The sequence below is a fragment of the Mycolicibacterium gilvum genome, from assembly GCF_900454025.1.
GTDB classification, from domain to species: Bacteria; Actinomycetota; Actinomycetes; order Mycobacteriales; family Mycobacteriaceae; genus Mycobacterium; species Mycobacterium gilvum.
On the sequence record NZ_UGQM01000001.1, the window covers coordinates 1,659,743 to 1,674,920 of the forward strand.

A 15,178-nucleotide genomic window follows, 5' to 3' on the forward strand; every position below is an offset into this window, starting at 1 on the left:
ACTCCGATTCTGCCCCGGTGCGTGTGCCCACGGTACGACGCGCACCGCAGGGAAGGGGCCCAAACGGCGGAGCCACACAGCGCATCTCGCCCGCGTGACCCCGCAGCGCTCACAACGCAGCGAAGTAGAAGCCCAGCAGCAACCCGACGACGGCGATCAGCCACCCGTTGGCCGTCACCTTCAGCCACTGTGGCGCGTGGCGGACCTCCATGAAATGCCAGATCACGAGTTGGGTCTTGACGGCCGCGATCACCAGCACGACGACGGTGACCGTCGCGTTGAGGTGGTGCGACGCGCCGCCGTCGCGCGCGGTCAGCCACGACACGATCGTCACCGCGGTGAGCACCGCCCAGACGGCGGTCAACGGGTGGCGCACATAAGACGTCACGGCGTCACCTCATCAGATAGAGCAGGGCGAACAGGATGATCCACAGCAGGTCGACCATGTGCCAGTAGGTCGCACCCGTCGCCGCCAGCGAGAGTCGCGGCTCGGCGGGACCGCGCAGATCGCGGACGACGAAGTACAGGATCGCCAGCCCGAGAAGGACGTGGCACAGGTGCATGCCCGTCATCACGTAGTAGAACATGAAGAACAGGTTGGTTCCCGGCGTCAGACCGGAGGCGACCTCCGGGACGTATTCGAAGGCTTTGAGCACCGGGAAGACGGAGCCGGCGACCAACGCCATGAGGAACAGCCGGTGGGCATCGGCGACCTTGCCGGTGCGCAACGCCGACGTTCCCAGCGCGACGAACAGCGAACTGGTCAGCAGCACAACGGTATTGACCGCGCCGATGTCGGTGTTCAATCGCGCCTGGCTCTCCAGGAACAGCTGGTGGTCCTGGCCGCGGTAGTACATGTACACCACGAAGTACACGCCGAAGATGATGAGGTCGCCGATGACGAAGAACCACATGCTGGGCTCACCCGGAAGGTGGCCGCGGCCCTTGGCTTTTCGGGGCGTCTCGTGCGTCTCGGCCACCCCGAGCCCCGTCACGAGTCCGCCCCTGACCTGACCGGCGGTCCGGTCGGTGCGGCGATCAGCGCGGCGTTGTCGAGTTCGTCGTCCGGTTGGTTCTTGATGGCCCGGAAGATGCACACGTAGACGATCATCTGCCAGGACACGTAGAGCGCCATCGCGAACCAGAATGTCAGCAGGCCGTTCCAGGCGAACGGCCCCGTCTTCGCGATCCACACCGGCGCGGCCATCAGTTCGGTGACGTACTGCCAAACGGTGTAGTAGCCGAGCCATTTCGGCAGGATGGTGTTCTTGTCGAGGATGATCGCCAGGCCGAACGCCATCCACATGATGCAGAAGCATCCGAGCGATCCGATGAACGCGAGATAGCCGAAGTCGTAGAGCATCGCCAGGATGGCCGGGTCGTAGCCGGGCCGGAACGCGCCGAGCCCGAAGCAGAACATCGGGAACAGCATGCCGACGATGGTGCCGGTCGTCGCGCCTGCCATCAGCGCGTAGCGCAGTGCCGGGCTGACCGACATACGCCTGATCTGGTTGAGGTAGCACGCGTTGGACACAGGGGCCAGCCCGAACGCCAAAATCAGGATGACGCAGGCGATCAGGAGGTTGGGCGACTGCATGAACGCGACGATCTCGTCCTTCGGACTGCTCGGTGATCGCGGGGGCATCATCCAACTCAGCGGGATGAAGACCAATCCGAACAGGCTGAAGAACACCGGGACCGACCAGAACGCGATCCACTGGTCCAGCTTGGCAGGTCGGCGCCGTCGGCGGGCCCGCCCGCCGGCATGCGCGGGCGCGGTGTCGGTGCTCATACCGTCTCGTCCGGCTCCGCGCCCTGACGGTTGACCACCCCGACCAGGACGACGAACATGACCGCGACATAGACCGCCAGAACGATCATGCGCAGATCGAAGGACACCGCACCGTCCCAGGCCAGCGGTCCGGACTTGTACAGCAGGGAGAACGCGCTCGGAACCAGAAGGACCGCGGTGGCGACGTTGAAATGCGCCACCCAGCGCGCGAAGACCGGTTCGGGGCGAGCGTCGAGGTAGATGCTGACTGCCAGGCACAGGTTGGCCACGACGATCGTGCCCACCGGCGCGATGAAGAAGAACCACGCCATGTCGTTGAGCAGGCTGATCAACTGAGGGTCTCTGTCGGTACGGAACGCCGCCATTGCCCAGCAGTAGTCGGCGAGGATGAACGCGGTCAGTCCGACACCGACGCACAGCATGTACGCGTAGGTGAAGACGTTGCTCGACGTGCCGATCCGCGAGATCTGGACAGCGGTCACCGCGAACAGCGGCACCAGCGAGCATGCGATCAGGTTGCACAGGATTGCGACGCCGAGGATGCCGGTGACGTTGTCGGCGAAGAACGCCGCCACCTGCTCGGGCGTCATCGTGGGTGACAGCGGCGCGGAGAAGACCGGAAACAGGAAATAGGCGAGGACGAACAGGGCAGCCGCCGGCGGCACGGTCCACAGCAGAATGCGCTGACCCCTGGTGTTCATCGCTGCTGACGGCGCGGCGGTGGTCGTCGTCATCTCACTGTTCCTGCCTGTCTGCGTCCGTTCGGTGTCCATCCGGCGTGCGTGCCGTGCCGGCGCCGTCTCAGGTCTAGCATGTTCGCTGACAGATGACAACGAGTTCGGTAGCACGTTGATACGTCGATCGGCTCGAACCTCCTGCATAAGGCTCGCTAGAGGTCCAGATCCCGATGATTAGGCCGACAAGCGTCAGTCAGACGCCACGATGCGGCAGAATGGGCGAGTGCCGAACAGTGCCACGCAGCGGGAAGTGCAGCGTCAGAACACCCGCGCCCGCCTGCTGGACGCCGCCATCGTCGAGTTCCAGCGCTCCGGCACCGGCGGCGCCGACATCAACGCCATCGTCAAGGCGGCCGGGGTGGCGCGCAGCACCTTCTACTTCCACTTCCCGACCAAAGAACATGTGCTGCTCGAGCTGATCCGCCGTGACGAGCGGCACCTCGCCGAAGAGCTCGACCGGTTCCTGGAAACCCGGCACGACCTGCCGACGGTGCTGACGACCATCGTCGAGTTGGTCTTGGACCTCGAAAGCCGTTGGGGCGGAGCACTGTTCCATGACGTGATCCGCCTGTACTTCTCGCCTGCCCGTCCCGAGCGTGAGCAGTGGATCAACCATCCGATCTTCGTACTGCTGGCCGCCGAGATCGAACGCTCCCGCATTCGCGGCGAACTCTACGATGACGTCGACGCCTACCACAGCGCGGCCTTCTTCCTGCTCGGCCTCTACGCGTTGCTCACCACCGTCGGAGAGTCCAGGTCCGAGCGTGACCTCGCGCTGACCAAGTTCGTCACCAGTACGCTGCGCAGCCTTCGGCCGGCATCACCGCGCTGAAGCGTCGCCCCGGCTTCCGGCATAAGGGCAGCCCTGCCACAATTGCGGGAAATGTCGGGCCGGTCCGAGATAGGTTGTCGACATCGGGCGACCGACCGACACGGGAACTGCGGGGGGCCATATGACTCCGGGCCATGCGCGGCCTTCGTCCTACGGTGCCCGGGCTCAGCGGTGGAAACATCGTGCGTGACCTCGTCGGTGAGCTGATCGCCTCGATCGATCCACAGTCGCTGCTGCAGCGGATCGTCGAGCAGGTGTGTGTCCGTATGCCGACCGCGTCGGGGGCGTCGGTGGCGTTGAAGACGCCCGGCGACTTCCTGGAGGTCCTGGCGACCTACGGCGCGACGGGGACCCTGAAGGGACGTGTGGTGCCGATCGACGACACCTTCCAGGTCTATCCGCTCGGGTCGGGACGACCTGAGATCGTCGACGACACCGCGACCGATGCGCGTATTACCCCGCAGGTGCGCGAGCTCAGTCAGCAGCTCGGCGTCCGCAGCTGTTTGTCCATTCCGCTGATCAGCGAGGGCTCGGCGATCGGGACGCTGTCCGTCGTGGCGCACGAGCCGTACGCGTTCGGCGCGAGCGACGTCGCTCCGGTCTCGGCGGTCGCCGAGTTCCTCGGTGTATTGATCAGCGCGAGTACGCAACTGGCCGCCCTGCTCAAGGATCTGTTGGGCGCGGGCTCGATCCGGGTCGACTCGCGGGCGGCAGCGGATCTGCTGGCGTCGGTGCTCCTTCCCGAACTCTCCGAGCGTGATGAACTCCGGCGGGTCATCGACGACGTGGTGATGGCGGGCGAGATCGTTCCGGTCTTCCAGCCGATCTTCGATCTCATCACCGGCGAGGTGATCGGCTTCGAGGGGTTGAGCCGATTCAGGTGCGAGCCCACACGCAGTCCCGACAAATGGATTGCGCTGGCGCACAATGTCCGTCGGGGTATCGATGTCGAGCTCAAGGCTCTTCGGGCACTGTTGAAGGGGGCGCTTTCGATACCCGACAAGTATCTGGTCTCGGTGAATCTCAGTCCGCTCGCACTCGCCGATCCGATCATTCAGCAGGAGTTGCTGTCGTATCCGCGGGGCGTGGTCGTCGAACTCACCGAACGCGAACCCGCTCCGGAACTTCTCGGCGAGAGTGTGGAGCCGTTGCGTCAGAGTGGGATTCGCCTCGCCATCGATGACGCCGGTAGTGGATTTGCGGGGCTGACGACCATCCTGCGCCTGCGGCCCGACATCATCAAACTCGACCGGGAGCTGACCGTCGGCATCGACACCGACCCGAGTCGACGGGCGCTGGCGACGGCGCTGACCCACTTCGCCCGTGAGATCGACGCATATACCGTCGCCGAGGGCATCGAGACCGAGGTGCAGATGCAGTTGCTGCGCGACATCGGGATCCGTTATGGGCAGGGGTATTTCCTCGGCCGCCCGCAACCTGTGGACGTGTTCGAGGAATCACTCTTCTCGCGTGCGTAGGCCTCAACGTCTGGGGAACAGGAAGATCCCGTCGGCCTCGACGGTGACCTCGCCTCCGTGGGTGATGAATCCCTCGACGAAGGTCTTGCTGCCCTGGGTTTCCCGGATCCTGGCCTCGGCACGAAGCGCAACGTCCAACGGTGTGGGACGCCGGTAGCGCAACGTCAGCGTGCCGGTGACCGCGGGCCGGCCGGGTTGGTGCACCGCGGCGCCGAGTACGTGGTCGAGGATCATCGCGCAGACGCCGCCGTGGACGTGCCCCGGCGGACCCTCGTACGCGACGCCGAGTGCGAAATCGGTCGCTACGCCGCCGTCGTCACGGTGGTGCATGGTCAGCGGAGGTGCGATCGCATTGCGTTCGCCGATGATCACGTTGCCGGCAACCCGGGAGATGCCGGCAATGTGGTGTACGCCGACCGCACCGGGGATCGTCTCGACCGTCAACTGCGCTGTGAGGGAATCGATCTGGCTCTGCACGGCCCTGATCGTCGCGTCGTCGGCGAGGGTCCGGATGGTGGCGTCGATCAGTCGGCGTACCGATCCGGCCAGCTCGATCGCAGGATCGTCGCTCACGGTGCGGACGCGTCGAGTCCGCCGTAAGCGCCCCGAAAGTACAGCAGCGGCTCGGTATCCCGCGCCGCCCGCAGCCCGGTCACGTGCGCCACCACGATCGTGTGATCGCCCGCGCCGTGCTCATACTCGAGCTCGGCCTCGATGGTGGCGACCGTGCCGTCGAGGACGGGGGAGCCGTTGTGGCCCGGCGACCACGAGACACCGCGGAACTTGTCGCCCCCGCTGGTGGCGAACTGTGCGCACAGCTCGCGCTGCTCGCGGGCCAGAACGTTGACCGCGAGCCTGCCGGTGCTGCGGATCAGGGGCCACGTCGCCGACGTCGACGCCGGGCAGAACGAGATGTACGGCGGTTCCAGTGACACCGAGGTGACCGACTGGCACGCGAAGCCGAGGGGCCGGACGCCGTCGTGGCCGGTGATCACGGCGATCCCGGTGCAGAAGTGGCCGAGCACGTGGCGCATGGTCGCAGGATCGGGCACGAGCAGTTCCGGGTGCGTGGTCATGGGTCTCCCTGGTGGTCGGGCGTTCCCACGAGCGTCGGTCCGCGGGCCGGGACGCACAAGACCTCATCCCGGCCACCGGTCGCTGATCAGTGCGCAGACATTCAGGTTGTTAACCTTGGGCAGTGACCGACAGCGCCGACAGCGGATCCGGACGCAAGCCAGGGCTGGCTGCGACCAGCTATGCGCTGCTCGGGCTGCTGTCCTATGAGCAGGAACTCTCCGGATACGACATCCGGAAGTGGATCGGCTGGACCATGCGCTTCTATTACGGGAGCCCGGCCTACAGCCAGATCTACAGCGAGCTCAAGAAACTGGAAAGCCTGGGCCTGGTGACATCCCGGGTCGAGAGCACCGGGGGTGCCCGCAGTCGCCGGCTGTACAAGATCGCCCCGGCCGGACTCGACGAGGTCATCCGCTGGGCGAACGACGAACCCTTCGATCCGCCCTCGCTCAAACACGGTCCGTTGTTGCGGATGACGTTCGGGCATCTGTCGACCCCGGCGCGGCTCAAAGAGCTTCTGAACGAACACATCGCCTACGCCGACGAAATGGAACGTGAGGCAGCCAAGGACGCGCGGCTGGCTGGTGCCGATCCTTCGTGGGCGTACGCGCGGGTGGCGTTGCGGTGGGCGGAACGTTACTACGCCAACGAGCGCGAACTCGCGCTGCAGATGATCAAGGATCTCGACGAGGCCGAGGCCGAGTTCCCTCGGGCCGCCCGCGGGGATCAGGCCGCGGTGGCGTGGCCGGAGCCCGCGTATTGGTACGAGGTCGAGCAGCGCGCGCAGTCCGAAGCGGACTCCTAGCGCCCGCCGGCCTCAGCCCCGCGCGGCGTCCAGTGCGGCGACGTAGCCGTACACCAGCCCCTGCGCGATGGTCGCGCCCGCGCCCGGGTAGGTCGCCCCGAAAGCGTTGGCGGCACAGTTGCCGATCGCATACAGGCCCTCGATGGCGGCGCCGTCCTCGCGCAGCACCCGTGCCCGTTCGTCGGCACGCAGCCCGCCGCACGTCCCCAAGTCGCTGAGCACCATCTTCACCGCGTAGAACGGACCCTTGGCCAGGGGCCGCAGGTTCGGGCTGGGCGTGACGGTCGGGTCGCCGTAGTAGCGGTCATAGGCGCTCTCACCGCGGTGGAAGTCGGAATCGATTCCCGCGCCTGCGGATTCGTTGAAGCGTCGCATCGTGTCGCCGAAGGTCTCGGGCGGTACGCCCATCAGGCCGGCGAGCTCGCTGAAATCGTCTGCGCGGTGCGCGATCCCGGCGTCGTACCAGGACTGCGGAATCGCCATCCTCGGGAAGAGTTCGGCGGCGAACACGTAGCTGTTGCGGTATTTCTGGTCGAACACGATCCACATCGACTCGACAGGCGTACCGGTGCGCTCCAGCTCGAGGACCCGTTGACCGAAGGACATGTAGTCGCTGGACTCGTTGGCGAAGCGGCGCCCGTTCTGGTCGACGATCAGGGAGCCGGGCAGGGAACGCTCGGCGAGCATGACCGCCGGCGCCTTGCCGGGCAGCGGCGCCACCGCGGGGAACCACCAGGACTGATCCATCAATCCGATTGCCGCACCGCGGTCCTGGGCGATGCGGATGGCGTCGCCGGTGTTGGTGTCGGCGCCCAGGCTGACGCCGGGCTGCAGCGATTCCGACTGGAACTTCCAGCGCATGTCCATGTTGTGGTCGAATCCGCCGGCGGCCAGCACCACGCCGCGACGGGCGGTGACCGTGATCTCGGTGCCGCGGTGCGACACCACAGCCCCGGTGACCCGGGCGTCGTCGCCGGTCAGTTCGACCAGCGCGGTGTCGGTCCACACCGGGATTCCGGCGCGCAACACACCGGCGAACAGGCCGGCGGCCAGTGCCTGGCCGCCCGCGGCGTAGCGCCGGCCCAGCAGCAGTCCACCGACGCCCTGGCCGAGCCGTTTGGCGATGGTGGGCAGACCCTTGCGGGGCACGCGGGTCATCAGGTTGAGCCAACGGTAGTCCGCGCCGGTGGTCGGCATCGGGATGGTCACTTCCATCACGCCCGGCCGCAACCGGGGCAGGTACTCGCCGAGCACCGCGGTGTCGAGGGGTCGGCATTCGCAGGTGCGGCCCGCGGCGCTGCCGCCGGGCTGCTCGGGGTGGTAGTCGGAGTACTCGCGCGCCCAGAACAGCTTCATCGGGGTGGTGCGCCGCAGCATGTCGAGGGTGCCGGTCAGATGTGCGAGGAATCCCGCCGAACGCTCCGAGGGTGCCGCGCCGTCGACCACCGCATCGAGGTAGGTCCGGGCACGCTCGACGCTGTCACCGGCTCCGGCCGCGCCGAGCACCGGGCTGGCGGGCAACCACAGCGCGCCGCCCGAGCGCGCGGTCGACCCGCCGACGTACTCGGACTTCTCCACGATGAGCACCGAGAGCCCGGCCTCGTGCGCGGCGAGCGCGGCCGACATACCGGTCCCCGACCCGACGACCAGCAGATCGACAGTGGTGTCCGAGACGGGAAGTCCGGCGGGAATCGTCGCAGAAGCAGCGGTCACCGAGGTGACGTTAGGGGCCGCCGCACGCAGGCGGTAAACGGCCTCCTGATGAGTGGAACAGCGACCGTCCATCGAGGCCGGGGGGCGCTCTAATCGTGGGTATGACTGTGCAGCCCCCCGCCGACGAGGTGCGTCTGATCGAGGCCGACGCCGCACCGACCCGCTTCGCCCGTGGATGGCACTGCCTGGGCCTGATCCGCGACTTCGGTGACGGAACACCCCACCAGGTCAACGCGTTCGGGCAGAAGCTCGTGGTCTTCCATGCCGAGGACGGCTCGATCAACGTGCTGGACAGCTACTGCCGGCACATGGGCGGAGACCTGTCGCAGGGCACGGTCAAGGGCAACGAGATCGCGTGCCCGTTCCACGACTGGCGCTGGGGTGGCGACGGCCGGTGCAAACAGGTTCCGTACGCCAAGCGCGTCCCTCGCCTGGCCCGCACCCAGACGTGGCCGACGCTGGAGCAGGACGGCATGCTGTTCGTCTGGAACGACCCGCAGCGCAAACCGCCGCCGGACGACGTCACCATCCCGCGGATCGAAGGCGCCACCAGCGACGAGTGGACCGACTGGCACTGGTACACCACCGTGGTCCACACCAACTGCCGCGAGATCATCGACAACGTCGTCGACATGGCGCACTTCTTCTACATCCACGGGTCGCTGCCCACCCAGTTCAAGAACATCTTCGAAGGTCACACCGCGACGCAGTTCATGAGCAGCGGCGGCCGTCCCGACCTCGGCCAGGCCGAGGGCGGGGTCAAACTGCTGGGCACGACGTCACTGGCGTCCTACCACGGCCCGTCCTTCATGATCGACGACCTGACCTATCACTACGAGCACGGCGACACGAAGACCGTGTTGATCAACTGCCACTATCCGATCGACGCGAATTCCTTTGTGCTGCAGTACGGCATCGTGGTGCAGAAGTCCGCCGACCTTCCTGAGGACCTGGCCGTGCAGACCGCGGTCGCTCTCGGTGACTTCGTGAAGATGGGCTTCGAACAGGACGTGCAGATCTGGCGGAACAAGGCGCGCATCGACAACCCGCTGCTGGTCGAGGAGGATGGTCCGGTGTATCAGTTGCGACGCTGGTACGAACAGTTCTACGTCGACGTCGAGGACGTGACCCCGGACATGGTCGATCGCTTCGAGTTCGAGATCGACACGACACGGCCGCGCGAATCCTGGATGAAAGAGGTCGAGGACAACATCGCCGCCGGCCGGGTACCGAAGCTGGCGTCCGGAACCACCTGATGACGGTTCGTCCCGACAACCGGCTCGCCGACGGTCCCATGGCCCCGGTTCAGTGCAACCGTTGCGCGGCAACCGTACTGGTCCGTAAGAGCAGTTGGCATCAGACCAGCGTGCAGTGGGACGCGACGGCGACGGCGCGATGCGAGGAGCGTCATGATGCCCGGCAGTTGGCGGGGGAGGGCGGTCTGTTCCTGACGTGCTCGGCGCTGGGGGACTCGGTCGCCGACGCGGTGGTGCGCGGTACCCTGCACACGGTCGACGACGCCTGAGCGCCGCTACTACCCGGCCGCGTGTGCTCCGGCGCGGCGGCCGCTGAAGACGCAGTCCGACAACGACAGTCCGCTGACGTAGCTGTTCGAGCAGATGCCGACCGCGGTGCGTCCCACCGCGTACAGCCCAGCCACGGTGCCACCGGCGCGGTGCATCACCTCGCCGGTCTTCTCGTCGACGACCAGCCCGCCGAGCGTCAGCCCGGGGACCGGATAGAACATCGACGACGCCGCGGAGATGTCGATCGAGTAGAACGGTCCCGTCGTCATCGGCGCACACAGACCGGGGTCCTTGTGTGCCGGATCACCGGTACCGGAGACGATTCCGGAGTTGTAGGCATCGACGGTGCGCCGCAGTCCGGCCGGGTCGATGCCGTTCTTGCGGGCCAGACCCTCCAGGGTGGAGCTCTTGCGGTGTCCGGTGGTGAACAGGTAGATCAACTGCAGACGCTGGAACAGCTGCGTCTGGGTCCGGACCTGACCGCGGATCTTCGCCCATGTGCGCGCGTCGTAGATCGCCCATCCGGTGCCGCCGAACTCGCGCATCATCACAGTGCTGTGTGTGGCGCCGTAAAGGTCCTCGTTGGTGATCCGGAGGCCGTCGGCGCCGACGGTGAGGCCTTCGAGAAATGCGCTGGGCGGGGCGAGGAACCGCCAGGCGGCGACGTTGCCCATCTTGTCGGTGAACCCGCCGGCGTCGAGCCCCAGCGTGATCCCGTTGCCATCGTCGCCGGCGGTGCCCAGCGGGGAGATCTTCGTGAACTCCGGCGCGTGCGCCTGAACCCACTCGCGGTTGAAGATGAAGCCGCCCGCGGCCAGGATCACCGACGGCGCGCGTGCTTCGGTCTGCACCGCTGCCTCGGCCCATAGCCGTTCGGCCCGGGCCACCACACCATTGACCAGGCCCGGCATCCACGTGCCCAGTTTCGCGGTGGCTCTGGTCAGCACGCGGTGACGGTGTGCGTTGGGGTGGCCCTGATCCAGCACGCGGTATCGCACCCCGACGACGCGGCCGGCGTCGGTGATCAGACCGTGGACGCGGGCCAGTGGAATCACAGTGACTCCCTTGGCTTTCGCCGAGTCCCGTAGGCGCTCGTAGAGCACTCGGCCCGAACTCATACCGGGGGCGAGCACGCGGTGTCCGCGCGGTGCCGGGGCAGCATGCTGAGCGTAGGGGTAGGCCTTCTCGTTGCCCGAGTAGTAGAGGTAGAAGTCGTCGGTGGGGTAGGACGTCTTGTACGACGACACGGGTCCACCGCGGAACTCGACGCCTTGCGCCTTCAACCATTCGATGAGGCCGGGACTTTCGGCACAGAAGCGTGTCAGCGTGTCCTCGCCGACCGCGTCGCCGACCTCCTGTGTGAGGTAGGCCCGAAGGTTGTCGACGGAATCGGTGTGGCCGCCCGCGTGTTGTTCGGCGGTGCCTGCGCCGGCGTAGATGATCCCGCCAGACAACGCGGTCGCGCCGCCACCGTAGCCGCGGTCCAGCGCGAGGACCCGTGCGCCGCGGTCGGCCGCCTCGATCGCGGCGGCCGCACCGGCGGCGCCGAACCCGACGACGATGACGTCGTACTCGTCGGCCATGGTGCTCAGGCGAGCTGGAACGCGCTCAGCGGTGCCTCGGCGGGATACGTGGTGGGAGCGCCGATGTCGTAGGCGGCGTTGAGGGCCCCGATGAACGCCGGATCGTGCAACGGGGCGCTCGGGATGTCGAGATTGATGCCCTGTTTGCGGAGGTTGTCGACGAGCATGTCGATGGCCTTGTCGATGGTGAGATCGTCAGAGCCGTCCATGTTCTTCTTGAGCTCGTCGAAGTCGCTGAACACCTCGGCCGACCAGTGCACCAGGAACCGGAGGTCGTCGGTGTGGTGGCGCGCGATGACGTCGTCGCCGTTCTTGAGCACCCACCGGTCGCGGTCTGCGGGGTCGCCGGCGAACACGGTGTCGAAGGCCAGTCCGGCGGGCATCTGCTGCTCCAGCGGACCGTTGGCCTCGCCGCGGTGCACCATCATCTCGTTCTGCACCACGACGCCGCGGTTGTTGATCGGCGGCAGAAGACGTTTGGGGGCGGCGAGCGGACCCTCGGGCCAGTAGGTGAAGCCGCTACCCTCGTCGAGGGAGAACCACGTGATGACCTGGGCCATCTTGATCAAATAGTCGGAGAACAATCCGGACTTGCCCATCACGCTGCACAACCAGGTCGGGGCGTTCTCATGCCGCACACCGCGGAAGCTCGGCGAATCCAGATGTCCCGGATCACGGTTCGCGCACGGGCCGTTGATGTTGAACAGCATCAGCTCGGGTTTGGCGTACTGGGCTCCCCAGTAGCTCTTGGCATGGCTGAGGAACTTCTCGTTGTAGAAGACGTCGTGCAGTTCGGGGTAGAGCACAGCGCCGTAGTTGGCGAGGTAGCCGCGAAAGGTCGGGGTCAGGAACAAATCCAGCGACGGCTCGAAACCCTCGGGGAACGCACCGCTCATCGTGGCCATCAGCTCGTCTGCCGAGGCGAAGTGCTGGGCGATGATCAGCTTCCACGGCCCCCGGTCGTGCACCACGTCGAGGAGCCGGCGCTTCTGGTCCTCGGTGTACACCCCGTCGACCTCGACGGGGGGTGCGGCGGGACGCAGGACATCGGACAGCTCCCTGCGTCGCTCCTCGGTGAGCATCATGGTTCTCCTCTTGTCGGCACGTGTCATGTCGTTGCGGCGATGGTCCCAGCCGCGGCGACCCTGCGACCGCGCGATGACCGTTGATCGGGACAGACTTTCGTGGCCCGCGAGCAGACGCATACCCGGGCGCGTCGCCGGCGTGTCCTGCGAGTTCGCGTCTGCTCGCGGGTGGTGGCGGGGAGGGGATACGGTCAGAACGGCAGGGGTTCAGCGAATTTCGCCCGCAGCAGTGCGCCGATCTCGGCCATGGCGAGTCGGCCGCGGGCGGTGCCGTCGGGCCGCATCAGGAAACCGTGGTACATCCCGGGATACCGGGTCAGGGTCGTCTGGACGCGGGCGTCGCGCAGCCTCTGTGCGTACCGTTCGCCCCAGTCGCGGATCGGATCGCATTCGCCGGTGACGACGATCGCCGGCGGCAGGCCCGAAAGGTCCTCGGCGTAGGCAGGGATGCGGTACGCGTCATGCGGTGCGCCCACCCCGTCGTCGGCCAGCTCGTGCATGTAGTCGATGTCCGCGCGGGACAGCAGCGGAGCGTCGGGCATCGCAACCATCGACGGCGCCGCCATATCGCGATCCAGACCGGGATACATCAGCACCTGAGCGCAGATCACCGGTCCGCCACAGTCTCTGGCCGCCAGGGTCACGGCGGCAGCGAGGGATCCGCCTGCGCTGTCACCCGCGACGGCCAACCGTGCCGGGTCGACACCGAGCGATGTGGCGTTCTCGGCAACCCACGTGGTCACCGCGGAGCAGTCGACGAACTGTGCGGGGGCGGGATGTTCCGGTGCCAGCCGGTAGTCCACCGAGACCACCGTCGCGGTGCTGCCTGCGGCCAGTGCTCTGGCGAGCGGTTCGAAGGATCTGTTGGAGCCCATGACCATTCCGCCGCCGTGGAAGTAGACCACCACCGACGCGTCGGTGGCGTCGGTGGGCCGGTAGATGCGCAGTGGGATCGGACCATCGGGGCCGGGGGCGCAGCGCTCCTCGATGGAGGCCATCGCCGGCATGTCGTCGGGCACAGGGGTGTTCTCGACGCCGGCCCGCACCGCATCCAGTCCGCGCTCGTGCATCGGCGGGATGGGGCCGAACGATGCGACGCGCGCTGCGGCGTCGGGATCGAGTGTGGGGCCGGGCATTCAGTGTTTGGCCGGGTCGAAGCGGCGCTCGGTGCGCAGTTGCGGAGCCTGGCGGGTGCTCAGGACGCGGGCCCGTTCGGTCATCGCCGAGGACACATACTCGGGCTGGGTCAGCAGGTAGAACTCGCCCGCGGCCGCCTGGTCGAACACCACCTCGGCGGCGGCGACCGGATCCATTGCGGCAGCCTTGATGTCGAGCATCGCCGCACGCTGGGACTCTGCGGCCGTGACGGCCTCGGAGTCGGAGTCGTCGACACCGCGGGCGGACTCGAAGATGTTGGACACCACCGCTCCCGGCAGCACCGCCTGCACATGGATGTGGTCGTGCCCGGCGTGGCGGACTTCCAGGTGCAGACACTCGGTCAGAGCCAGCACCGCGTGTTTGGTGACGATGTAGGGGGCCTGCAGCGGGACGACCGCCACCCCTCCGATCGACGACATGTTCCACACCCACGCGGGCGTGCCCGCGTCGATCATCTTCGGCAGGAAGGCGCGGACACCGTGGAACACCCCGTCGACGTTGATGTCCATGATCCGATTCCAGTTGGCGACCGGGGTGTCCCAGAGATAGCCGAACTGTTCGACCCCGGCGTTGTTCACCAATAGGCGGACCGGACCCACGTCACGGTAGACACGGTCGGCGAGCTCCTGCACCGCGACGGGGTCACGGACATCGCACATCGCGTCCACCGCGACACCGCCGGCGGCCTCGAGTTCGGCGCGCAAACCCGCGACGGCGCCGGCGTCGATATCGACCAGCACCACCGTCATTCCGAGGCTGCTCGCGTAGCGCGCCAGCCCCGCTCCGATCCCCGCGCCGGCGCCGGTGATGACGGCGACGCCACCGGCGAACGTGCCGCGGGCGCTCACGAGCCAGAGACGACGGCGGCCGAGTTCTTGGTGCGGTACTCCGCGAACGGGATCGAATCCTCGGCGTCGAGAACCACGCTCATCGAGGTGAACACCAGACCGCCCTCGCCGCGGCGGATACCGACGTCGACGACCCCGCTGGACACGTCGAACGGCACATTGTTGGTGACCTGGTTGACGTACAGGTAGAAGCGGGCGGTGGTGACCTCGCCGGAGACGCCGGTGCGGAAGATGTTGGTGGCGTGATGGCGCAGCGGGTAGGGATTCTCGTTGCGGTGCTGGGTGAGCCACGCCAGAGTCTGCTCGCCGCCGTGCAACTCGGCCGCCAGCAGTTCCTCGAAGGGGCAGTTGCCCGAATCCGACCGGCTCACGTACTCCATCTCGTCGCCGATGCGCGAGGCGAGTTCCTCGAAGTGGCCCTGGTCGTAGTGGTACCAGAACCCGGCGATGAACTCCTGAACCTCGGGCAGCGTGATCTCGTTGCTCATACCGTCAGTGAACTGCAGTGTGGCGGCCGTTACAGTGGCGTTGCCCGGTCAGTGGA

General features: G+C 66.9%; 17 protein-coding genes. 5 read left to right on the forward strand and 12 right to left on the reverse strand.

Features of this window, described 5'->3' with window-relative positions; genetic code table 11:
- Positions 1-109: 109 nt before the first annotated feature.
- From DYE23_RS07845 to DYE23_RS07860, 4 genes are read right to left on the reverse strand one after another with little or no spacing between them, the layout of a single operon-like run.
- The gene (locus DYE23_RS07845) at positions 110-388 is read right to left on the reverse strand and encodes a cytochrome C oxidase subunit IV family protein (protein ID WP_011895418.1); all 279 of its coding nucleotides are present in this window, start codon (positions 386-388) and stop codon (positions 110-112) included.
- 4 nt (positions 389-392) lie between these two features.
- On the reverse strand, positions 393-995 hold the full coding sequence (locus DYE23_RS07850) for a cytochrome c oxidase subunit 3 (protein WP_115326935.1): 603 nt from the start codon (positions 993-995) through the stop codon (positions 393-395).
- Positions 992-1,792 (reverse strand): hypothetical protein, encoded by an 801-nt coding sequence (locus tag DYE23_RS07855; RefSeq protein WP_115326936.1) that lies wholly within the window; start codon positions 1,790-1,792, stop codon positions 992-994. The genes DYE23_RS07850 and DYE23_RS07855 overlap by 4 nt, the downstream gene beginning before the upstream one ends.
- Positions 1,789-2,526 (reverse strand): hypothetical protein, encoded by a 738-nt coding sequence (locus tag DYE23_RS07860; RefSeq protein ID WP_115328899.1) that lies wholly within the window; start codon positions 2,524-2,526, stop codon positions 1,789-1,791. The genes DYE23_RS07855 and DYE23_RS07860 overlap by 4 nt, the downstream gene beginning before the upstream one ends.
- Before the next feature lie 208 nt (positions 2,527-2,734).
- Between DYE23_RS07860 and DYE23_RS07865 the strand changes: the two genes are divergently transcribed.
- Both DYE23_RS07865 and DYE23_RS07870 read left to right on the forward strand, forming a co-directional pair.
- Positions 2,735-3,361 carry a TetR/AcrR family transcriptional regulator gene (locus DYE23_RS07865; protein WP_011895414.1) on the forward strand — a complete coding sequence of 209 codons (627 nt, stop codon included), beginning with the start codon at positions 2,735-2,737 and terminating at the stop codon, positions 3,359-3,361.
- A 182-nt stretch (positions 3,362-3,543) separates the two neighbouring features.
- A complete protein-coding gene (locus DYE23_RS07870) occupies positions 3,544-4,839 on the forward strand; it encodes a sensor domain-containing phosphodiesterase (protein WP_041800850.1) in 1,296 nt (431 codons plus the stop codon).
- Positions 4,840-4,842: 3 nt separating this feature from the next.
- Here the strand turns inward: DYE23_RS07870 and DYE23_RS07875 are convergent, their stop codons facing one another.
- Both DYE23_RS07875 and DYE23_RS07880 read right to left on the reverse strand, forming a co-directional pair.
- Complete coding sequence (locus DYE23_RS07875; RefSeq protein WP_115326937.1) at positions 4,843-5,412, reverse strand: PaaI family thioesterase; 570 nt, start codon at positions 5,410-5,412, stop codon at positions 4,843-4,845.
- Complete coding sequence (locus DYE23_RS07880) at positions 5,409-5,915, reverse strand: flavin reductase family protein (protein WP_115326938.1); 507 nt, start codon at positions 5,913-5,915, stop codon at positions 5,409-5,411. The genes DYE23_RS07875 and DYE23_RS07880 overlap by 4 nt, the downstream gene beginning before the upstream one ends.
- Before the next feature lie 122 nt (positions 5,916-6,037).
- Between DYE23_RS07880 and DYE23_RS07885 the strand changes: the two genes are divergently transcribed.
- Complete coding sequence (locus tag DYE23_RS07885; RefSeq protein ID WP_115326939.1) at positions 6,038-6,721, forward strand: PadR family transcriptional regulator; 684 nt, start codon at positions 6,038-6,040, stop codon at positions 6,719-6,721.
- Between the two features lie 12 nt (positions 6,722-6,733).
- On the opposite strand, the gene DYE23_RS07890 is transcribed toward DYE23_RS07885, so the two are convergent.
- Complete coding sequence (locus DYE23_RS07890; RefSeq protein WP_011895409.1) at positions 6,734-8,434, reverse strand: 3-ketosteroid-delta-1-dehydrogenase; 1,701 nt, start codon at positions 8,432-8,434, stop codon at positions 6,734-6,736.
- Positions 8,435-8,535: 101 nt separating this feature from the next.
- Between DYE23_RS07890 and DYE23_RS07895 the strand changes: the two genes are divergently transcribed.
- The gene (locus tag DYE23_RS07895) at positions 8,536-9,690 is read left to right on the forward strand and encodes a 3-ketosteroid-9-alpha-monooxygenase, oxygenase component (protein WP_115326940.1); all 1,155 of its coding nucleotides are present in this window, start codon (positions 8,536-8,538) and stop codon (positions 9,688-9,690) included.
- Positions 9,690-9,959 carry a hypothetical protein gene (locus DYE23_RS07900; RefSeq protein ID WP_011895407.1) on the forward strand — a complete coding sequence of 90 codons (270 nt, stop codon included), beginning with the start codon at positions 9,690-9,692 and terminating at the stop codon, positions 9,957-9,959. The genes DYE23_RS07895 and DYE23_RS07900 overlap by 1 nt, the downstream gene beginning before the upstream one ends.
- A gap of 9 nt (positions 9,960-9,968) precedes the next feature.
- On the opposite strand, the gene DYE23_RS07905 is transcribed toward DYE23_RS07900, so the two are convergent.
- From DYE23_RS07905 to DYE23_RS07925, 5 genes are all read right to left on the reverse strand, one after another.
- Entirely contained in the window at positions 9,969-11,543 is a 1,575-nt protein-coding gene (locus DYE23_RS07905) for an FAD-binding protein (protein WP_115326941.1), read from the reverse strand.
- Positions 11,544-11,548: 5 nt separating this feature from the next.
- Positions 11,549-12,625: a hypothetical protein gene (locus tag DYE23_RS07910; protein WP_013472423.1), complete on the reverse strand. Its 1,077-nt coding sequence runs from the start codon at positions 12,623-12,625 to the stop codon at positions 11,549-11,551.
- A 194-nt stretch (positions 12,626-12,819) separates the two neighbouring features.
- Positions 12,820-13,764, reverse strand: coding sequence for an alpha/beta hydrolase (locus DYE23_RS07915; protein ID WP_011895404.1), 945 nt, complete (start codon positions 13,762-13,764; stop codon positions 12,820-12,822).
- Positions 13,765-14,634: an SDR family NAD(P)-dependent oxidoreductase gene (locus DYE23_RS07920; RefSeq protein WP_115326942.1), complete on the reverse strand. Its 870-nt coding sequence runs from the start codon at positions 14,632-14,634 to the stop codon at positions 13,765-13,767.
- Entirely contained in the window at positions 14,631-15,122 is a 492-nt protein-coding gene (locus DYE23_RS07925; protein ID WP_011895402.1) for a nuclear transport factor 2 family protein, read from the reverse strand. The genes DYE23_RS07920 and DYE23_RS07925 overlap by 4 nt, the downstream gene beginning before the upstream one ends.
- Between the last annotated feature and the right edge of the window lie 56 nt (positions 15,123-15,178).

Excerpts from the sequence above, each read along its gene's own strand:
- DYE23_RS07855 (WP_115326936.1), bottom strand. The coding sequence starts at position 1,792 with ATGAGCACCGACACCGCGCCCGCGCATGCCGGCGGGCGGGCCCGCCGA.
- DYE23_RS07900 (WP_011895407.1), top strand. The coding sequence starts at position 9,690 with ATGACGGTTCGTCCCGACAACCGGCTCGCCGACGGTCCCATGGCCCCG.
- DYE23_RS07880 (WP_115326938.1), bottom strand. The coding sequence starts at position 5,915 with ATGACCACGCACCCGGAACTGCTCGTGCCCGATCCTGCGACCATGCGC.
- DYE23_RS07915 (WP_011895404.1), bottom strand. The coding sequence starts at position 13,764 with ATGCCCGGCCCCACACTCGATCCCGACGCCGCAGCGCGCGTCGCATCG.
- DYE23_RS07860 (WP_115328899.1), bottom strand. The coding sequence starts at position 2,526 with ATGACGACGACCACCGCCGCGCCGTCAGCAGCGATGAACACCAGGGGT.
- DYE23_RS07910 (WP_013472423.1), bottom strand. The coding sequence starts at position 12,625 with ATGCTCACCGAGGAGCGACGCAGGGAGCTGTCCGATGTCCTGCGTCCC.
- DYE23_RS07895 (WP_115326940.1), top strand. The coding sequence starts at position 8,536 with ATGACTGTGCAGCCCCCCGCCGACGAGGTGCGTCTGATCGAGGCCGAC.
- DYE23_RS07925 (WP_011895402.1), bottom strand. The coding sequence starts at position 15,122 with ATGAGCAACGAGATCACGCTGCCCGAGGTTCAGGAGTTCATCGCCGGG.
- DYE23_RS07865 (WP_011895414.1), top strand. The coding sequence starts at position 2,735 with ATGCGGCAGAATGGGCGAGTGCCGAACAGTGCCACGCAGCGGGAAGTG.
- DYE23_RS07905 (WP_115326941.1), bottom strand. The coding sequence starts at position 11,543 with ATGGCCGACGAGTACGACGTCATCGTCGTCGGGTTCGGCGCCGCCGGT.